This window comes from Allobosea sp. Root381 (assembly GCF_001429395.1).
GTDB lineage: Bacteria > Pseudomonadota > Alphaproteobacteria > Rhizobiales > Beijerinckiaceae > Allobosea.
The window spans coordinates 96,122-109,089 of the sequence record NZ_LMJT01000009.1 but is presented as its reverse complement, the minus strand read 5'-3'; the positions used below and the strand labels follow the sequence as shown (position 1 = coordinate 109,089).

13 protein-coding genes are annotated in these 12,968 nt (G+C 65.7%); 9 read left to right on the top strand and 4 right to left on the bottom strand.

What is annotated here, in order from left to right:
* Window positions 1-31: 31 nt before the first annotated feature.
* The gene (locus ASE63_RS09965; RefSeq protein ID WP_056800382.1) at window positions 32-1,024 is read right to left on the bottom strand and encodes a tripartite tricarboxylate transporter substrate binding protein; all 993 of its coding nucleotides are present in this window, start codon (window positions 1,022-1,024) and stop codon (window positions 32-34) included.
* Window positions 1,025-1,261: 237 nt separating this feature from the next.
* Here ASE63_RS09965 and ASE63_RS09960 point away from each other — a divergent pair, with 237 nt between their 5' ends.
* The 3 genes from ASE63_RS09960 to ASE63_RS09950 are packed head-to-tail and all read left to right on the top strand — an operon-like array spanning window position 1,262 to window position 4,267.
* Entirely contained in the window at window positions 1,262-2,257 is a 996-nt protein-coding gene (locus tag ASE63_RS09960; RefSeq protein ID WP_244491357.1) for a tripartite tricarboxylate transporter substrate binding protein, read from the top strand.
* A 12-nt stretch (window positions 2,258-2,269) separates the two neighbouring features.
* Window positions 2,270-2,749, top strand: coding sequence for a tripartite tricarboxylate transporter TctB family protein (locus ASE63_RS09955; protein WP_056800378.1), 480 nt, complete (start codon window positions 2,270-2,272; stop codon window positions 2,747-2,749).
* Between the two features lie 12 nt (window positions 2,750-2,761).
* Window positions 2,762-4,267 carry a tripartite tricarboxylate transporter permease gene (locus ASE63_RS09950; protein WP_056800376.1) on the top strand — a complete coding sequence of 502 codons (1,506 nt, stop codon included), beginning with the start codon at window positions 2,762-2,764 and terminating at the stop codon, window positions 4,265-4,267.
* A 175-nt stretch (window positions 4,268-4,442) separates the two neighbouring features.
* Here the strand turns inward: ASE63_RS09950 and ASE63_RS09945 are convergent, their stop codons facing one another.
* Complete coding sequence (locus tag ASE63_RS09945) at window positions 4,443-5,417, bottom strand: LysR family transcriptional regulator (RefSeq protein ID WP_082609802.1); 975 nt, start codon at window positions 5,415-5,417, stop codon at window positions 4,443-4,445.
* A 44-nt stretch (window positions 5,418-5,461) separates the two neighbouring features.
* Between ASE63_RS09945 and ASE63_RS09940 the strand changes: the two genes are divergently transcribed.
* Window positions 5,462-6,466 (top strand): MBL fold metallo-hydrolase, encoded by a 1,005-nt coding sequence (locus ASE63_RS09940; protein ID WP_056800372.1) that lies wholly within the window; start codon window positions 5,462-5,464, stop codon window positions 6,464-6,466.
* Window positions 6,467-6,565: 99 nt separating this feature from the next.
* Here the strand turns inward: ASE63_RS09940 and ASE63_RS09935 are convergent, their stop codons facing one another.
* Window positions 6,566-7,264, bottom strand: a complete 699-nt coding sequence (locus ASE63_RS09935) for an FCD domain-containing protein (protein WP_056800370.1) — start codon at window positions 7,262-7,264, stop codon at window positions 6,566-6,568.
* A gap of 229 nt (window positions 7,265-7,493) precedes the next feature.
* Here ASE63_RS09935 and ASE63_RS09930 point away from each other — a divergent pair, with 229 nt between their 5' ends.
* From ASE63_RS09930 to ASE63_RS09910, 5 genes are all read left to right on the top strand, one after another.
* A complete protein-coding gene (locus ASE63_RS09930; protein WP_056800367.1) occupies window positions 7,494-8,492 on the top strand; it encodes an ABC transporter substrate-binding protein in 999 nt (332 codons plus the stop codon).
* Window positions 8,493-8,599: 107 nt separating this feature from the next.
* On the top strand, window positions 8,600-9,418 hold the full coding sequence (locus ASE63_RS09925; protein WP_244491356.1) for an ABC transporter permease subunit: 819 nt from the start codon (window positions 8,600-8,602) through the stop codon (window positions 9,416-9,418).
* 32 nt (window positions 9,419-9,450) lie between these two features.
* Window positions 9,451-10,239 carry an ABC transporter ATP-binding protein gene (locus ASE63_RS09920; protein ID WP_056800360.1) on the top strand — a complete coding sequence of 263 codons (789 nt, stop codon included), beginning with the start codon at window positions 9,451-9,453 and terminating at the stop codon, window positions 10,237-10,239.
* 9 nt (window positions 10,240-10,248) lie between these two features.
* Window positions 10,249-11,001, top strand: coding sequence for an ABC transporter permease subunit (locus ASE63_RS09915; protein ID WP_056800358.1), 753 nt, complete (start codon window positions 10,249-10,251; stop codon window positions 10,999-11,001).
* Window positions 11,002-11,049: 48 nt separating this feature from the next.
* Window positions 11,050-11,754, top strand: coding sequence for a fumarylacetoacetate hydrolase family protein (locus tag ASE63_RS09910; RefSeq protein WP_056800355.1), 705 nt, complete (start codon window positions 11,050-11,052; stop codon window positions 11,752-11,754).
* Window positions 11,755-12,039: 285 nt separating this feature from the next.
* On the opposite strand, the gene ASE63_RS09905 is transcribed toward ASE63_RS09910, so the two are convergent.
* The gene (locus ASE63_RS09905; RefSeq protein ID WP_056800657.1) at window positions 12,040-12,939 is read right to left on the bottom strand and encodes a LysR family transcriptional regulator; all 900 of its coding nucleotides are present in this window, start codon (window positions 12,937-12,939) and stop codon (window positions 12,040-12,042) included.
* Window positions 12,940-12,968: the final 29 nt, after the last annotated feature.

Sequence of the window (12,968 nt, the reverse complement as noted above, 5' to 3'; positions counted from 1 at the left end):
GCCCTTGCTCCGATCCTGCCGAGGCAGGGCCTCAGTTCTGGATGGTGATCCCGGCCTTGTCGATGATGCTCTTGAACTTGGCGATCTCGCTCTGCGCTTTCGCCTTCGCCTCCGCCCCGGTGGAGGGCGTCGCCGCGGCGCCGAGTTCCTCGAAGCGCGCGACCACCGCCGGGTCCTTCAACACGGCCTGCATCTCGCCGGTGAGCCTGTCGCAGATCTCCTTCGGCGTCCCCCTGGGTGCGAGGAAACCGTTCCACGAGCTGATGTCGAAACCCGGCAACGTTTCGGCCAGGGCCGGAATCTCCGGGGCGATCTTGGCCCGCTCCGTCGAGGTGACCGCGAGCCCGCGCAGCGTGCCGGCCTTGTAGTGCGGATAGGGCGAGGTGAAGTTGTCAAAGGAGACCTTGACGTTGCCCGCGACCAGATCCTGCACCAGCGCACCCGAAGAGCGATAGGTGACGTGTTGCATCTTCACGCCGGCGAGCTGCATGAACAGCTCCCCGGAGAGGTGGATCGAGGTGCCGATGCCCGACGAGCCAAAATTCTCCTTGCCCGGATTGGCCTTCAGATAGGCGATGAATTCGGTGACGTTCTGCGCCGGGATCGAGGGGTGGATGCAGAGAAAGTTCGGCTGTGACGAGGCCAGCGAGAGGAACTCGAAATCCTCGAACGGCTTGAAGGGCAGCCTCTCCCTGTAGAGGTTGGGATTGATCCCGTGTGTCGAGGGCGTGGTCATGCCGATGGTATAGCCGTCGGGCGTGGCATGGGAGAGCGCGGCCACCCCCGTATTGCCGCCGGCCCCGGCGCGGTTCTCGATGATGAAGGCCTTCCCCATTTTCTGCGTCAGCTTCTCGCAGATGATGCGGCCGACGAGATCGGTCGTACCGCCGGCGCCGAAGGGAACGATGACCGTCACGGGCTTGACCGGATAGGCCTGGGCGAAGCTACCACGCGAAACCAGCGGTGCGGCGAGCGCGCCACCGGCAAGACTGAGCGCCGCACGGCGCGTGATCGATCGGCTCATCGTTTCCCTCCCAGGATCAAGGCGCGGCTTTTGCCGTCTGACCGTCAGAGTAGGCGGGAGCGGGATCCGGGCAAGTCCATTGGCGCTATCATGTGATCCAAAAAAGGTATGGTTCCATTGCCAATCTAACTCACCGGCGCATCGTGCCTGACCTATCCTGCGATGGACAAGGCAGCTTCCAAGACTGTCTGCGACCTCGGCCAGCGGGCCGGTCCGCACCCCACAGGAGGACACAGCATGAGCCCAACCCGTTTCCCGTTCCGTCTTGCCGCAGGTTCGCTGAAGGGCCTCGCCTTCGCGATGCTCGCCGGCGCCACGCTCGCCGCCCAGCCGGCCACGGCCCAGAATTTCGAGCGCCCCGTGCGCCTCGTCGTGCCGTTCGCGCCGGGCGGCACCTCCGACATCCTTGCCCGCTTGATCGGCCCCAAGCTCTCGGCCGCGATCGGCCAGCCCGTGGTGATCGAGAACAAGCCGGGCGCGGCCGGCAACCTCGGCGCCGATGCGGTCGCCAAGGCGCCGGCGGATGGCCACACTCTGCTGCTGATGGATGTCGGCTCGCTGGCGACCGCGCCCAGCCTGTTCTCGGACCTGACCTATGATCCGGCCAAGGACCTCGCGCCGGTGTCGATGGTGATGTTCGGCCCCTATGTGCTCGCCGTGCATGAATCCGTCCCGGCCAAGACGGCGCAGGAGCTGATCGCCTACGCCAAGGCCAACCCCAACAAGCTCGCCGTCGCCAACTCCGGCGTCGGCGCGGCCAACCACATCACGGCCGTGCAGATGGCCAAGGAACTCGGCATCCAGTGGAAGAACGTGCCCTACAAGGGCGGTGCGGCCGCCTCCCGGGCGGTCGTCTCGGGCGAGAGCGGGGTCATCATCAACGGCTCGACCGCGACGCTGCCCTTCGTCTCCAACAAGCAACTCGTCGGCTTGGCCGTCACCGGCGAGGAACGCGTCGCGGGGCTGCCGACCTTCAAGGAGGCCGGACTGCCCGGCGGTGACGCCGGCACCTGGCAGGGCATCCTGACCCGCGCCGGCACGCCACCCGCCATGATCACGCGCCTCAATGCCGAAATCGCCAAGATTCTGGAGACGCCCGACATCAAGGCGAAGATCGCCGAGCAGGGTGGCGTCGTGCGTCCCGGCACGCCGGCCGAATTCTCGACCTGGCTGCAGGACGCCACCACGCGCTGGGGTGGCATCATCCGCGAGGCCGGCATCAAGGGCAGCTAGGTGAGCCGCCCGATGACCCGTTCGCGGATCGACTGGCGGGATCTGCTGTTCGGCCTGTTCCTCGTCGCGGTCGCGGCGGGCACCCTGGTCGCGACCCGCAATCTCAATGTCGGCCATGCCGCCGATATGGGGGCCGGCTACATGCCGCGCGTCGTCTCGCTGGCGCTGCTCGCCTTCGGCCTGTTCTTCTGCGCGCGCAGCTTCTGGCGCGCAGGCCTGCTGCGGGCGAGACCGGTGCAAGCGATGCTGCCGATCGAGCCGGTGCAGTTGCGCCCGCTGCTCGCGGTGCTCGGCGCGGTCGGCGTCTTCGCGCTGACCGCGGAAAAGCTGGGGCTCGCCATCGCCTCGGTCGTCACCGTCATTCTCGCCAGCTACGCCACCCGTGAAGGGCGCCTGCGGGAAACGGTCCCGTTCGCGCTGCTGCTCTCGGGCGCCGCCGTCCTTCTCTTCATCAAGGTCCTGGCTCTGCCGGTGCCCGTCTGGCCGCGCTGAAAGCTGTCCGCCATGGACCTGTTCGACAATCTGCTGCTGGGGCTCTCGACGGCCCTCGAACTCAACAATCTCGGGCTCTGCCTGCTCGGGGTGCTGATCGGCACGGCCATCGGCGTGCTGCCGGGCATCGGGCCGATCCCGACGGTGGCGCTGCTGCTGCCCTTCACCTTCGGGCTGTCGCCGCCGGGCGCGATGATCATGCTCGCCGGCATCTTCTACGGCGCGCAATATGGCGGCTCGACCACCGCCATCCTGGTCAATGTGCCCGGAGAGACCTCGTCGGTCGTGACCTGTCTCGACGGCCATGAGATGGCCAAGCAGGGCAAGGCCGGCACCGCGCTCGCCATCGCCGCGATCGCCTCCTTCTTCGCCGGGACGATGGCGACCGTCGTGATCGCGCTGCTCAGCGTGCCGCTCTCGGTGCTCGCCCTCAAATTCACCGCGGTCGAGTATTTCAGCCTGCTCGTGCTCGGCCTGATCGCGGCCGTCGTGCTGGCGCATGGGTCGGTCGCGAAGTCGCTGGCGATGGTGCTGCTTGGGCTGCTGCTCGGCCTCGTCGGCATCGATGTCAGCTCTGGCGCGGCGCGCATGACCTTCGGCATCCCCGAGCTTTCGGACGGGCTCGATTTCGTGCCCATCGCGATGGGCCTGTTCGGGCTCGGAGAGATCATCGCCAATCTCGAGCGCCCGGCGGAACGGCGCGTCGTCAGCCAGAAGGTCCGCGATCTGATTCCCAGCCGGGTCGATCTCCGCGCCGCCTTCCCGGCCGTGCTGCGCGGCACCGCGCTGGGCTCGGTGCTGGGCGTGCTGCCCGGCGGCGGTGCCGCCCTGCCACCCTTCTCCTCCTACGCGCTGGAAAAGAAGCTGGCGAAGGATCCCTCCCGCTTCGGCAAGGGCGCGATCGAGGGCGTGGCCGGCCCGGAAGCCGCCAACAATGCCGGCGCGCAGACGAGCTTCATCCCCCTGCTGACGCTGGGCATCCCCGCCAACGCGCTGATGGCGCTGATGATCGGCGCGCTGATGATGCAGGGCATCCAGCCCGGACCTCAGATCATGACCGAACAGCCGAAACTGGTCTGGGGCGTGATCGCCTCGATGTGGGTCGGCAACCTGATGCTGCTGGTGATCAACCTGCCGCTGATCGGGCTCTGGGTCTCGATGCTGAAGATCCCCTATCGCCTGCTCTTCCCGGCGATCGTGCTGTTCTGCTGCATCGGCACCTATGGCATCGCCAACAACCTGTTCAATGTCTGGCTGATGCTGGGTTGCGCGGGGATCGGCTACTTCTTCATCAAGATCGGCGTCGAGCCGGCACCGCTGCTACTCGGCCTCGTGCTCGGGCCGCAACTGGAGGAGAATTTCCGCCGCGCCATGCTGCTCTCGGACGGCAATTTCGCGGTCTTCCTGTCGCGCCCGATCAGCGCCATCTTGCTGGGGGTCACCGCGGTGATGCTGCTCGCGATGCTGTCGCCCACGATTTTGCGAAGCCGCAAGGTGGCTCTCGCGGAGGAAAGCTGAGTCCCATTTCGCGTTTCGAATAACGTCGACAGGGAGGCCGATATCGTAGGTTAGCTGCGCCTGTCCTTCGGCGAAGCACGGTGTCGGCCAGTAGCCTGAATAAGGCGATTCAGCCGATCAGTCGCGGCTACCTTCCACCGCCGTCGCGGTCATGGCATCGGCCCCGCAATGCGGTTCATCCCGGCTCCGCGCGAAAATCGAAGAGCCGGACATGGTCGAGGAATGCCGCCATGGCTGCGCTGGGATGGCGACGGTTGGGGTAGTACAGAAACCAGCTCGGCAGGTCCGGCGACCAATCGCGAAGCAGTTCGACGAGGCGTCCCCGGTCGCAATGGGGCTTTGCATAGCTGTCGAAGACGTGCGCGATGCCCTGTCCCGCCAAGGCCGCCTGAAGCTCCTGATGGGCCGAGCTCAGCGTCAGCCGGCCTCCAGGCTTGATCTCCAGCGTCTCGCCGTCCTTCTCGAACTCCCATGACACCGTCGTCCCGCCGGGAAAACGTCGCCGGATGCAATCATGGTCGATCAGGTCCTGGGGCGTCGAGGGCTCACCTCTCGACGCCAGATAGCTCGGCGCGGCCACGATCGCATAGCGCAGCGGCGGGCCCAGCGGCAGCGCGATCATGTCCTGCTCGATCTGCCGGCCGAAGCGGACACCGGCGTCGAACCCCTGCGCCACGATGTCGATGATGGCGGCGTCGCTGACCAAATCGACCCTGACCTCCGGATAGACGCGCATGAAGTCGAAGGCCAGCGGGCACAGGATGTGATCGACAGCTGGCCCCGGCGCGTTGATCCGAAGCGTGCCCGACGGCTTCTGCCGCAGCTGGTCGAGATCAGCGATCGCCGCCCTGATGTCCTTCAAGGCGGGCGCAAGCCGTTCCAGGAGGCGCGCTCCGGCCTCTGTCGGCGCCACGCTTCGCGTCGTCCTGTTCAGCAGGCGGATTCCGAGCGTCGCCTCCAGGGCGCCGACGCTCTGGCTCAGCGCCGATGACGAAACGCCGCGCTCGATCGCGGCCGCGCGAAAGCCGCCGCACCGCACGATCGCGGCGAAGATGTCGAGGCTGTCGAGGCGCAGTCCATTCATTGCGAAGTCCAGCTTATCAAGTTGTCCGCCTTTGAATGACTTATCCGAGCGATGACGCGCTGTCATGGTGTTGCGACCCGACCGCACCGGTCTTTTGAAAGGTCTTGCTCATGGCTTTCCCGACAGCGACGCGCCGCAGGATCATGCTTGCGGCCACCATGGGCGGCGGCCTTCTGTTGGGACATGGCGGTTTCGGCAGCGCATTCGCGCAGACACAGGTGCCGGCCCCGGCGCCAAAGACAGGCAGCGGCAATGCCGGCCATTACCGCTTTCGCGTCGGCGAGATCGTCGCGACGGTGCTGAGCGATGGCGTCATCGGCGGGCCGCCGCGGATCTACGCCGGTGACGCGCCGGAGGTCGAGCTAGAGGAGGTTCTGAGGCGCGCCTTCCTGCCGACCGACCACCTGACGCTAAACCTGAACACCCTACTGATCGAGACAGGCGGGCGACGGATTCTGCTGGAAGCGGGAGCCGGGCAGACGATGGGCCCCCATGGTGGGCGCGTCTTCGCCAATCTGGCCGCGATCGGCCTCGACGCGAGCGATATCGACGTCATCGTCGTGTCGCATACCCATCCGGACCATGTCGGCAACCTCAGGGACGCCGCCGGCGCCAAGGCCTTTCCACGCGCGACGGTGTTCGCGCCGAAGGCGGACTGGGACTTCTTCGTGCGCGGCGAGCCCGATCTGTCCTACATGCCGGTGCCCGAGGCATTCCGGCGGCGATTCGGCGCCTCCATCAAGCGCAGCCTCGAGCCCGTGGCCGAAAGCGTCGAGCTCTACGAGGCCGGCAGGGAGATCGTGCCCGGCCTCACGACCATCGCCGCATCCGGCCATACGCCCGGCATGGTGAGTTTCCTCGTCCATTCGGGGAGCGACCAGCTGCTGCTGACCGCCGATCTCGCCTATCACCCGGTCGTCAACATAGACCGGCCGTGGCTGCCCGGCCCCGACCGTGACAAGGAGGCCGCCCTGGCCGCGCGCCGCCGGATCTTCGACCGCGCAGCGACCAACAGGATCCCGGTGCTGGGCTTCCACTACCCGTTCCCAGGCATCGGCCATCTCCTCAGGAACGGCCCGAACTACGCCTGGGTGCCGTCCGGCTGGCAATTCTGAAGTCCATCGGCCGCCAACGCGGGAGAGCGATGTCAGACCACTCGCCCTTCATCGATCGCCTCAGCTTCCTCGCAGCAGTCGGCGCCGCGACTCGCGATCTTAGGTGGAGCGCCCGATAAGCCTATCCTCGACATTCTGAAGGTGGCGGCGCACCGCATCGGCTGCTCCGGCAGGTTCACGGTGGGCTATGGCGTCGACGATGCGGGCATGGTCTTCGAAACTGTGGTGATCGGCAGGCGGGCTGCCCTGGCTCGGCCGGGGCCGCCCCCAGGTGACGGCGCGGCGCACGGCGTTCAGCGTATCGAACAGCGCAAGCAGGATCGGGTTGTGGGCGGCCTCGGCGATCTCATGGTGAAAGCGCGCGTCATAGGCCTCGTATTCGCGCCAGGTGGTCGAGGCGCGGCAGGCCGCGTTCAGCTCGGCTAGGGTGCTGATTTCGGCCGCCGTGGCATTGATCGCGGCCAGGCGGGCGAGCTCAGGCTCTATACCGATGCGCGCCTTCATCACCTGGATCGGGTTGCTGCGCTGCGCGAGGTCCGAGATATCCACCAGCTGCGGTGGCTTGGGCCCGACAAAGGTGCCCTTGCCGACATGACGCCAGACCTGGCCTTCGCGCTCGAGCACGGCCAGCCCCTTGCGTAGTTCGGCGCGTTTGACGCCGAGCAGTTCCGCGAGTTCCCGCTCCGGCGGCAGGCGCCCGTCATCGGGCAGCCGTGCCGCGGCCAGGAAGCCGTAGAGCTGCGTCAGCACCCCCGAGAAGGCGGCATCGGTAGTGGCGACGACTTTCTGATCCATCATATGGCGACTTGCAGCAGTTGACGGCGCCTTCATTCCACGGATCGCCGGCCGACGCAACCATTTATAATATTGGTTGAATCAATGCGATATCGACGTTGGAATTTCGGCTAATTTCGAAGGCAGAAGCGGCCTTGACAAGATCAAAGCTGAGATTGACATTGACCAAACTAAAATTGGTTGCGACCAGATTACAAAAACAAGCAAACAGAACTCTGGGAGGAGTCGAACCATGAAGCCCTTGGGAAGAAGGCTGTCCATTGTGCTCGCCGCCGCCTTTGCGGCCGCTGTCGCCATGATGTTCGGGAGCGTCGCCGCGCAGGCGCAAGGCAAGGTCCGCGTGGCGCTTGGCGACGTGCTGTCGACCGAAACGCTCGCCATGGTCATCGCGCTCGAACGCGCCAAGGAGAAGGGCGTCGACTATCAGGTGACGCATTTCTCGAAGGAGGACCTCGCCATCCAGGCCGTGATCAACGGCCAGGCGGATCTCGGCATCGGCACGCCCTATGCCGTCGTCCAGAAGAGCAAGGCGCCGCTGCGCGTGCTCTTCCAGGGCACGCGTCTGGTCTTCTTCCCGGTCGCCGACAAATCCTACAAGAGCTGGAAGGACATGAACGGGCAGCCGATCACTTTCCATGCCCGGGCGACCGGAACGGAGGCGATCGGCAACATCATCGCCAAGCGCGAAGGCATCCAGTTCGGCGAGCGCAGCTATGTGCCGGGGTCCGAGAACCGGATCATCGGGATGATGAAGGGCCAGATCAAGGCGACCGTCGTCGATCTCGCCAACAAGAACCTGCTGCTCGAGAAGGCGGGCGACCGCTTCCACGTCCTGCCCGGCGTCACCGCGCCCGCCTCCGACGAAACCTTGTTCGGGAACATCGAATGGATCCAGAAGAACGAGAAGCAGGTCGATGTCATCGTCACCGAATTCCTGCGGCTCTGGCAGGAGATGGCCGCCAACCCGGCGGTCGTCGAGCAAGAGCGCGTCAAGCGCAAGCTGATGGCCGACCAGCCGAAGGAGGTGCTCGAGGGCATCACCAGGTTCTACACCATGGCGACCAAGGAAGGCGTCTATGCGCCGGCCGGCGGCAGCGCCGAGATCGCGAAGGCCGATTTCGAGTTCTACACCGAGGCCGGGCAGATGCAGGGGCCGGTCGCGGAGCTGAAGGTCGAGGATTTCTGGTATCTCGCGCCGCTCGAGCGGGCACGCAAGGCGCTCGGCAGCTAGCGCCGAGCGCGCTCGCCAGCCGACCGGCATGCCGGTCGGCTGGCGACCCGGCATGCGCCCAGGATTTTTGCGTACCCAGGCTCTGGCCTCAAGCGGAGTGAACTCCCTTGCCGATTTCCGATCTTGCTACGGCTCTGCCCCGCCTTCGCGAAGCTCCGGCCCGGCGCTGGCGCGATGTGCTGATCCACCCGCTCGTCCTGCGCCTGCTCTCCTTCGCAGCGGTGTTCGCGCTCTGGGAATATGCCGGCCGGATTCCCTTGAGCCCGGCCTTCCCGACCTTTCTCGAAACGCTCGGTGGCCTCGGGGCGATCATCGCGGACGGGTCGCTCTTCAAGGCCTTCCTGATCACGCTTTATCCCCTCGTCATCGGCCTGGCCGTCTCGGTCCTGCTCGGCGTCGGCCTCGGGGTGCTGATGGGCCTGCACGAGCCCTCGGAATGGCTGATCGCGCCGGTCTTCATCATCGCGCAAGCCGCGCCGCTCGCCGCGCTGATCCCGATCCTGACCTTCGCCTATGGCATTGGGCTCACCGCCAAGATCATGACGGTCTGCATCATGGCGATGCCGGTCATCGTGCTGAACACACTCGGCGCGGTCCGCAACACGCCGAAATCGCTTCTGGAAATGGGCCGGTCCTTCCTCGCCAGCCGCAGCCAGAGCATCCGCCTCGTCATCCTGCCCGCGGCGAGCCCGATGATCTTCGCGGGCCTGCGGCTCGGCTGCGCGGCCGCCTTCATCGGCGTCATCCTCGCCGAACTGCTGATCACGCCGACAGGCATCGGCGACGTGATTTCCTACAACCAGTCGGTCGCCGATTATCCGAAGATGTACGCGGCGATTCTTTCCATCATCGCCTTCTCGGTCCTGTTCATCGAAGCGCTCGAAAGGATCGAGGTCACGCTGTTCCGGCCGGAGGCACGCGCATGACGCCTAACCTTGCAGCCGCCGCGCCGCGGCACATGACCGACCTCCCGTCGCCGCTTCTCACTGCCCGGCCGATCGTCGAGGTGAAGAGTGTCTCGAAGACCTATCCCGGCGGCATCGAAGCGCTCAGCGGCATCTCGCTGGATTTCCCGGAGGGCCGGCTGACGACCCTGCTGGGACCGTCCGGCTGCGGCAAGACCACGCTTCTCAAGATCATCGCCGGCCTGATCCCGGCCAGCGGCGGCCAGGTCTTCGTCGATGGCCGCGAGGTGAAGGGCCCCGGCCCCGAGCGTGCCTTCGTCTTCCAGGATTTCGCGCTGATGCCCTGGGCGAGCGTCATCCGCAACGTCGCCTTCGGGCTCGAACTGCGCGGCGTCGCCCATAGCGAGCGCGAGGCGATCGCCGAACGCCACATTGCGCGCGTCGGCCTCAAGGGCTTCGAGCGGAAATACCCGCACGAACTCTCGGGCGGCATGCGCCAGCGCGTCGGGCTGGCCCGCGCGCTCGCGGTCGATGCCAAGGTCGTGCTGATGGACGAGCCGTTCTCGGCCGTGGACGAACAGACGCGCCGCAAGTTCCAGGAAGAGCTGCTCGAACTCGTCGCCAACGAAGGCAAGTCCTTCATCTTCGTGACGCACAGCATCGAGGAGGCGGTCTATGTCTCGGACCGGATCGCGCTGCTCTCGCGCCGGCCGAGCCGCGTCTCGGCGATCATCGAGCCGAAGATCGCGCGCGACGACGACCCCGACAGGATCAGGCGCGACAGCGCCTATCTCGATGTCGTCGAAGAGATCTGGCAGCAACTCAAGCATTATCTGGACTAGGGGGCAGGCATGGTCATTTCCGGCATTCGCCTTCCCTTGATGACGTCGCTGATCGTCTGGGCCGTGATCTGGGAGATCGTCGGCCATACGGATGCCGGCTTCATCCTGCCGCCGCTGTCCAGCATCGTCGGGCGCGTCTTCGAGATCGTGCCGACGGCGTCCTTCCGCGACGCGCTGCTGATCACCGGCCGCGCCTTCCTGTTCGGCAACCTGATCGCGATCGGCATCGGCGTACCGCTCGGAATCCTGCTCGGCCGCTCCGTCATCGCGGATCGGCTTCTGCTGCCCTGGGTAAACCTCTTCCTATCCGCCCCGCTCAGCGCACTGGTGCCGGTGATCATGGTGCTGTTCGGCCTCGGCGAGACGACGATCGTGCTGACCGTCGTGCTGTTCTCGATGTGGATCGTCGTCCTCAACACGCGCGCCGGTATCCGGGCGATTTCGCCCTCGCTGGTCGAAATGGCACGCAGCTTCGGCGCCAGCCGCTGGCAGGCCTTCAGCCGGATCTATGTCTGGGCGGCTCTGCCGGAAATCCTTGCGGGAATCCGTCTCGGCATGATCCGCGCCGTCAAGGGCGTGGTCATCGGGCAGTTGCTGGTCTCGGTCGTCGGCTTCGGGACGCTGTTCGAGATCTACCAGTCGCACTTCCTGATGGAGCATTTCTGGGCGCTGCTGCTCGTGCTCTTCGCCTTCGCCTTCACCCTCAACGAATTGCTGGCCGGGCTCGAACGTCGGTTCGCCTATTACGCCGCCTCGCGCTGACCCAGCCTCTTGCCAACGCATCAACTTGCCAACGAAGGACGCCGCAAGATGAACATCGCCACGCCTCAGAACCATGTCATCCAGGCTCCGGCCCCGGTCTCGCTGCCGGTGCAGGGGACGCAAAGCCGCTTTCCCGTCCACCGCATCTATTGCGTCGGCCGCAACTATGCCGCCCACACCATCGAGATGGGCGGCGACCCGAACCGCGAGGCGCCCTTCTTCTTCCAGAAGAACCCCGACAACGTCGTCCTCGACGGCGCCGATTTCCCTTATCCGCCGCGCAGCAACAACGTTCACCACGAGATCGAAATGGTCGTCGCCATCGCCAAGGGCGGCAAGGACATTGCCCTCGAAAGCGCCCTCGATCATGTCTACGGCTATGCCGTCGGCCTCGACATGACCCGGCGCGACCTGCAGGACGAATGCAAGAAGGCGGGCCGGCCGTGGGAGATCGGCAAGGCCTTCGAGCACTCCGCCCCGATCGGCGAGATCGTTCCGGCCAGCGCGATCGGCCACCCCGCGAACGGCGCGATCTGGCTGAAGGTCAACGGCGAAATCCGCCAGCAGGGCGACCTCAACCACATGATCTGGAAGGTGCCGGAGATGATCTCCTATCTCTCCGGCCTGTTCGAACTCCATCCGGGCGACCTGATCATGTCGGGCACCCCGTCAGGCGTCGGCGCGATCGTGCGGGGCGACGTGATGGAAGGCTATGTCGAGGGCATCGGCACGCTGCAAGCCAAGGTGGCGTGACCGTCGACGGGGCGCGGGCTCGTCAAACGGCCCCGCCTGAGTAAACGTGATCACAGCCGGTGGGCCCGGTTCCGGCCGCCCATCGGCGAGGTGAAGCTTCGTCACATCCGCGATTTCTCTCTGCTGACCGATCTTCGCAGCATAGAGGCGACGGTCTCGTTCGTTCGGATGAGCAATCAATCGCGCAGGGCTGCCTTATCCTGCTCGGCAACCAGAAGGGCTGCGCCACGCAGCAACCTCGAGCGCCTCGCGCCGGCCGCGACGAACGACACCAGGCTGCGTTGGTTATGCCCTAGCGACGGGCCCCGGCGAGTGCGGAACTCGTTCAAAGCACGCAATCAGCATTTCCGTGAGGACCCGTATCTTGCGCGCGGGATGCTGGCCTGGTGGGCGGATGAGATAGACACCCGCCGGAGGTGGCGGATGGCGTGTCATGACCGGAACAAGCGCGCCGGATGCCACATACTCCTCCGTCACGCCGTCGGGGAGAAAACCTATTCCGAGCCCTGCCAGAGCGGCGGCAACCAAAGCCAGAGCGTTGTCGGCCTTGAAACGCCCCTGCGGACGGACCGTGACGAGCTTGTCGCCATCCATGAACTGCCAAGCTTCAGTTCCCTGCATGAGGGCCTGATGAGCACCGAGTTCCTCTGGCGTTTCGGGCGACCCATGCATCCTGATGTATTCAGGACTCGCGACCAGCCTCCCATAGATCGGTCCGACGCGTCTCGCGATAAGGGTTGAGTCCTGAATATAGCCAACCCGGATCGCGCAATCGTAACCCTCGGTGACGAGATCGACGAACCGATCACTGTAGCAGGTGTGGATGTGGAGCTGCGGGTGCCTTCGCGCCATTTCCGCTAGCACGGGCGCGAAATGCTTCGGGCCGAACGAAAGCGGCGCAGCAATGCGCAAGCGACCGCGAAGCTCCCCCGCGGGCAGGATCGTTTCCCTGGCAGCGTCGATCTCGGCGGAGGCTCTCGCTGCATAGTCTCGGAACAAGGCTCCGGCTTCCGTCAGGGCGGCCCCGCGGGTGGTGCGTGCGAGAAGCTGGACGCCGAGCGCCGCCTCGAGCCGGACGAGCCTGCGACTGACGATGGACTTGGAGACACCGAGCCGGCGCGCTGCGGGCGAAACGCCCCCGGCATCCGCAACCTCCACGAACGTCTGCAGATCCTCGAGCTCCAATTGGGCGTTCCTCATTCTGCGACACAGCT

Coding starts and splice junctions, on each gene's coding strand:
- ASE63_RS09915 (WP_056800358.1), top strand. CDS start 10,249: ATGGTCATTTCCGGCATTCGCCTTCCCTTGATGACGTCGCTGATCGTC.
- ASE63_RS09920 (WP_056800360.1), top strand. CDS start 9,451: ATGACCGACCTCCCGTCGCCGCTTCTCACTGCCCGGCCGATCGTCGAG.
- ASE63_RS09945 (WP_082609802.1), bottom strand. CDS start 5,417: ATGACAGCGCGTCATCGCTCGGATAAGTCATTCAAAGGCGGACAACTT.
- ASE63_RS09955 (WP_056800378.1), top strand. CDS start 2,270: ATGACCCGTTCGCGGATCGACTGGCGGGATCTGCTGTTCGGCCTGTTC.
- ASE63_RS09965 (WP_056800382.1), bottom strand. CDS start 1,024: ATGAGCCGATCGATCACGCGCCGTGCGGCGCTCAGTCTTGCCGGTGGC.
- ASE63_RS09940 (WP_056800372.1), top strand. CDS start 5,462: ATGGCTTTCCCGACAGCGACGCGCCGCAGGATCATGCTTGCGGCCACC.
- ASE63_RS09935 (WP_056800370.1), bottom strand. CDS start 7,264: ATGATGGATCAGAAAGTCGTCGCCACTACCGATGCCGCCTTCTCGGGG.
- ASE63_RS09950 (WP_056800376.1), top strand. CDS start 2,762: ATGGACCTGTTCGACAATCTGCTGCTGGGGCTCTCGACGGCCCTCGAA.
- ASE63_RS09960 (WP_244491357.1), top strand. CDS start 1,262: ATGAGCCCAACCCGTTTCCCGTTCCGTCTTGCCGCAGGTTCGCTGAAG.
- ASE63_RS09910 (WP_056800355.1), top strand. CDS start 11,050: ATGAACATCGCCACGCCTCAGAACCATGTCATCCAGGCTCCGGCCCCG.
- ASE63_RS09930 (WP_056800367.1), top strand. CDS start 7,494: ATGAAGCCCTTGGGAAGAAGGCTGTCCATTGTGCTCGCCGCCGCCTTT.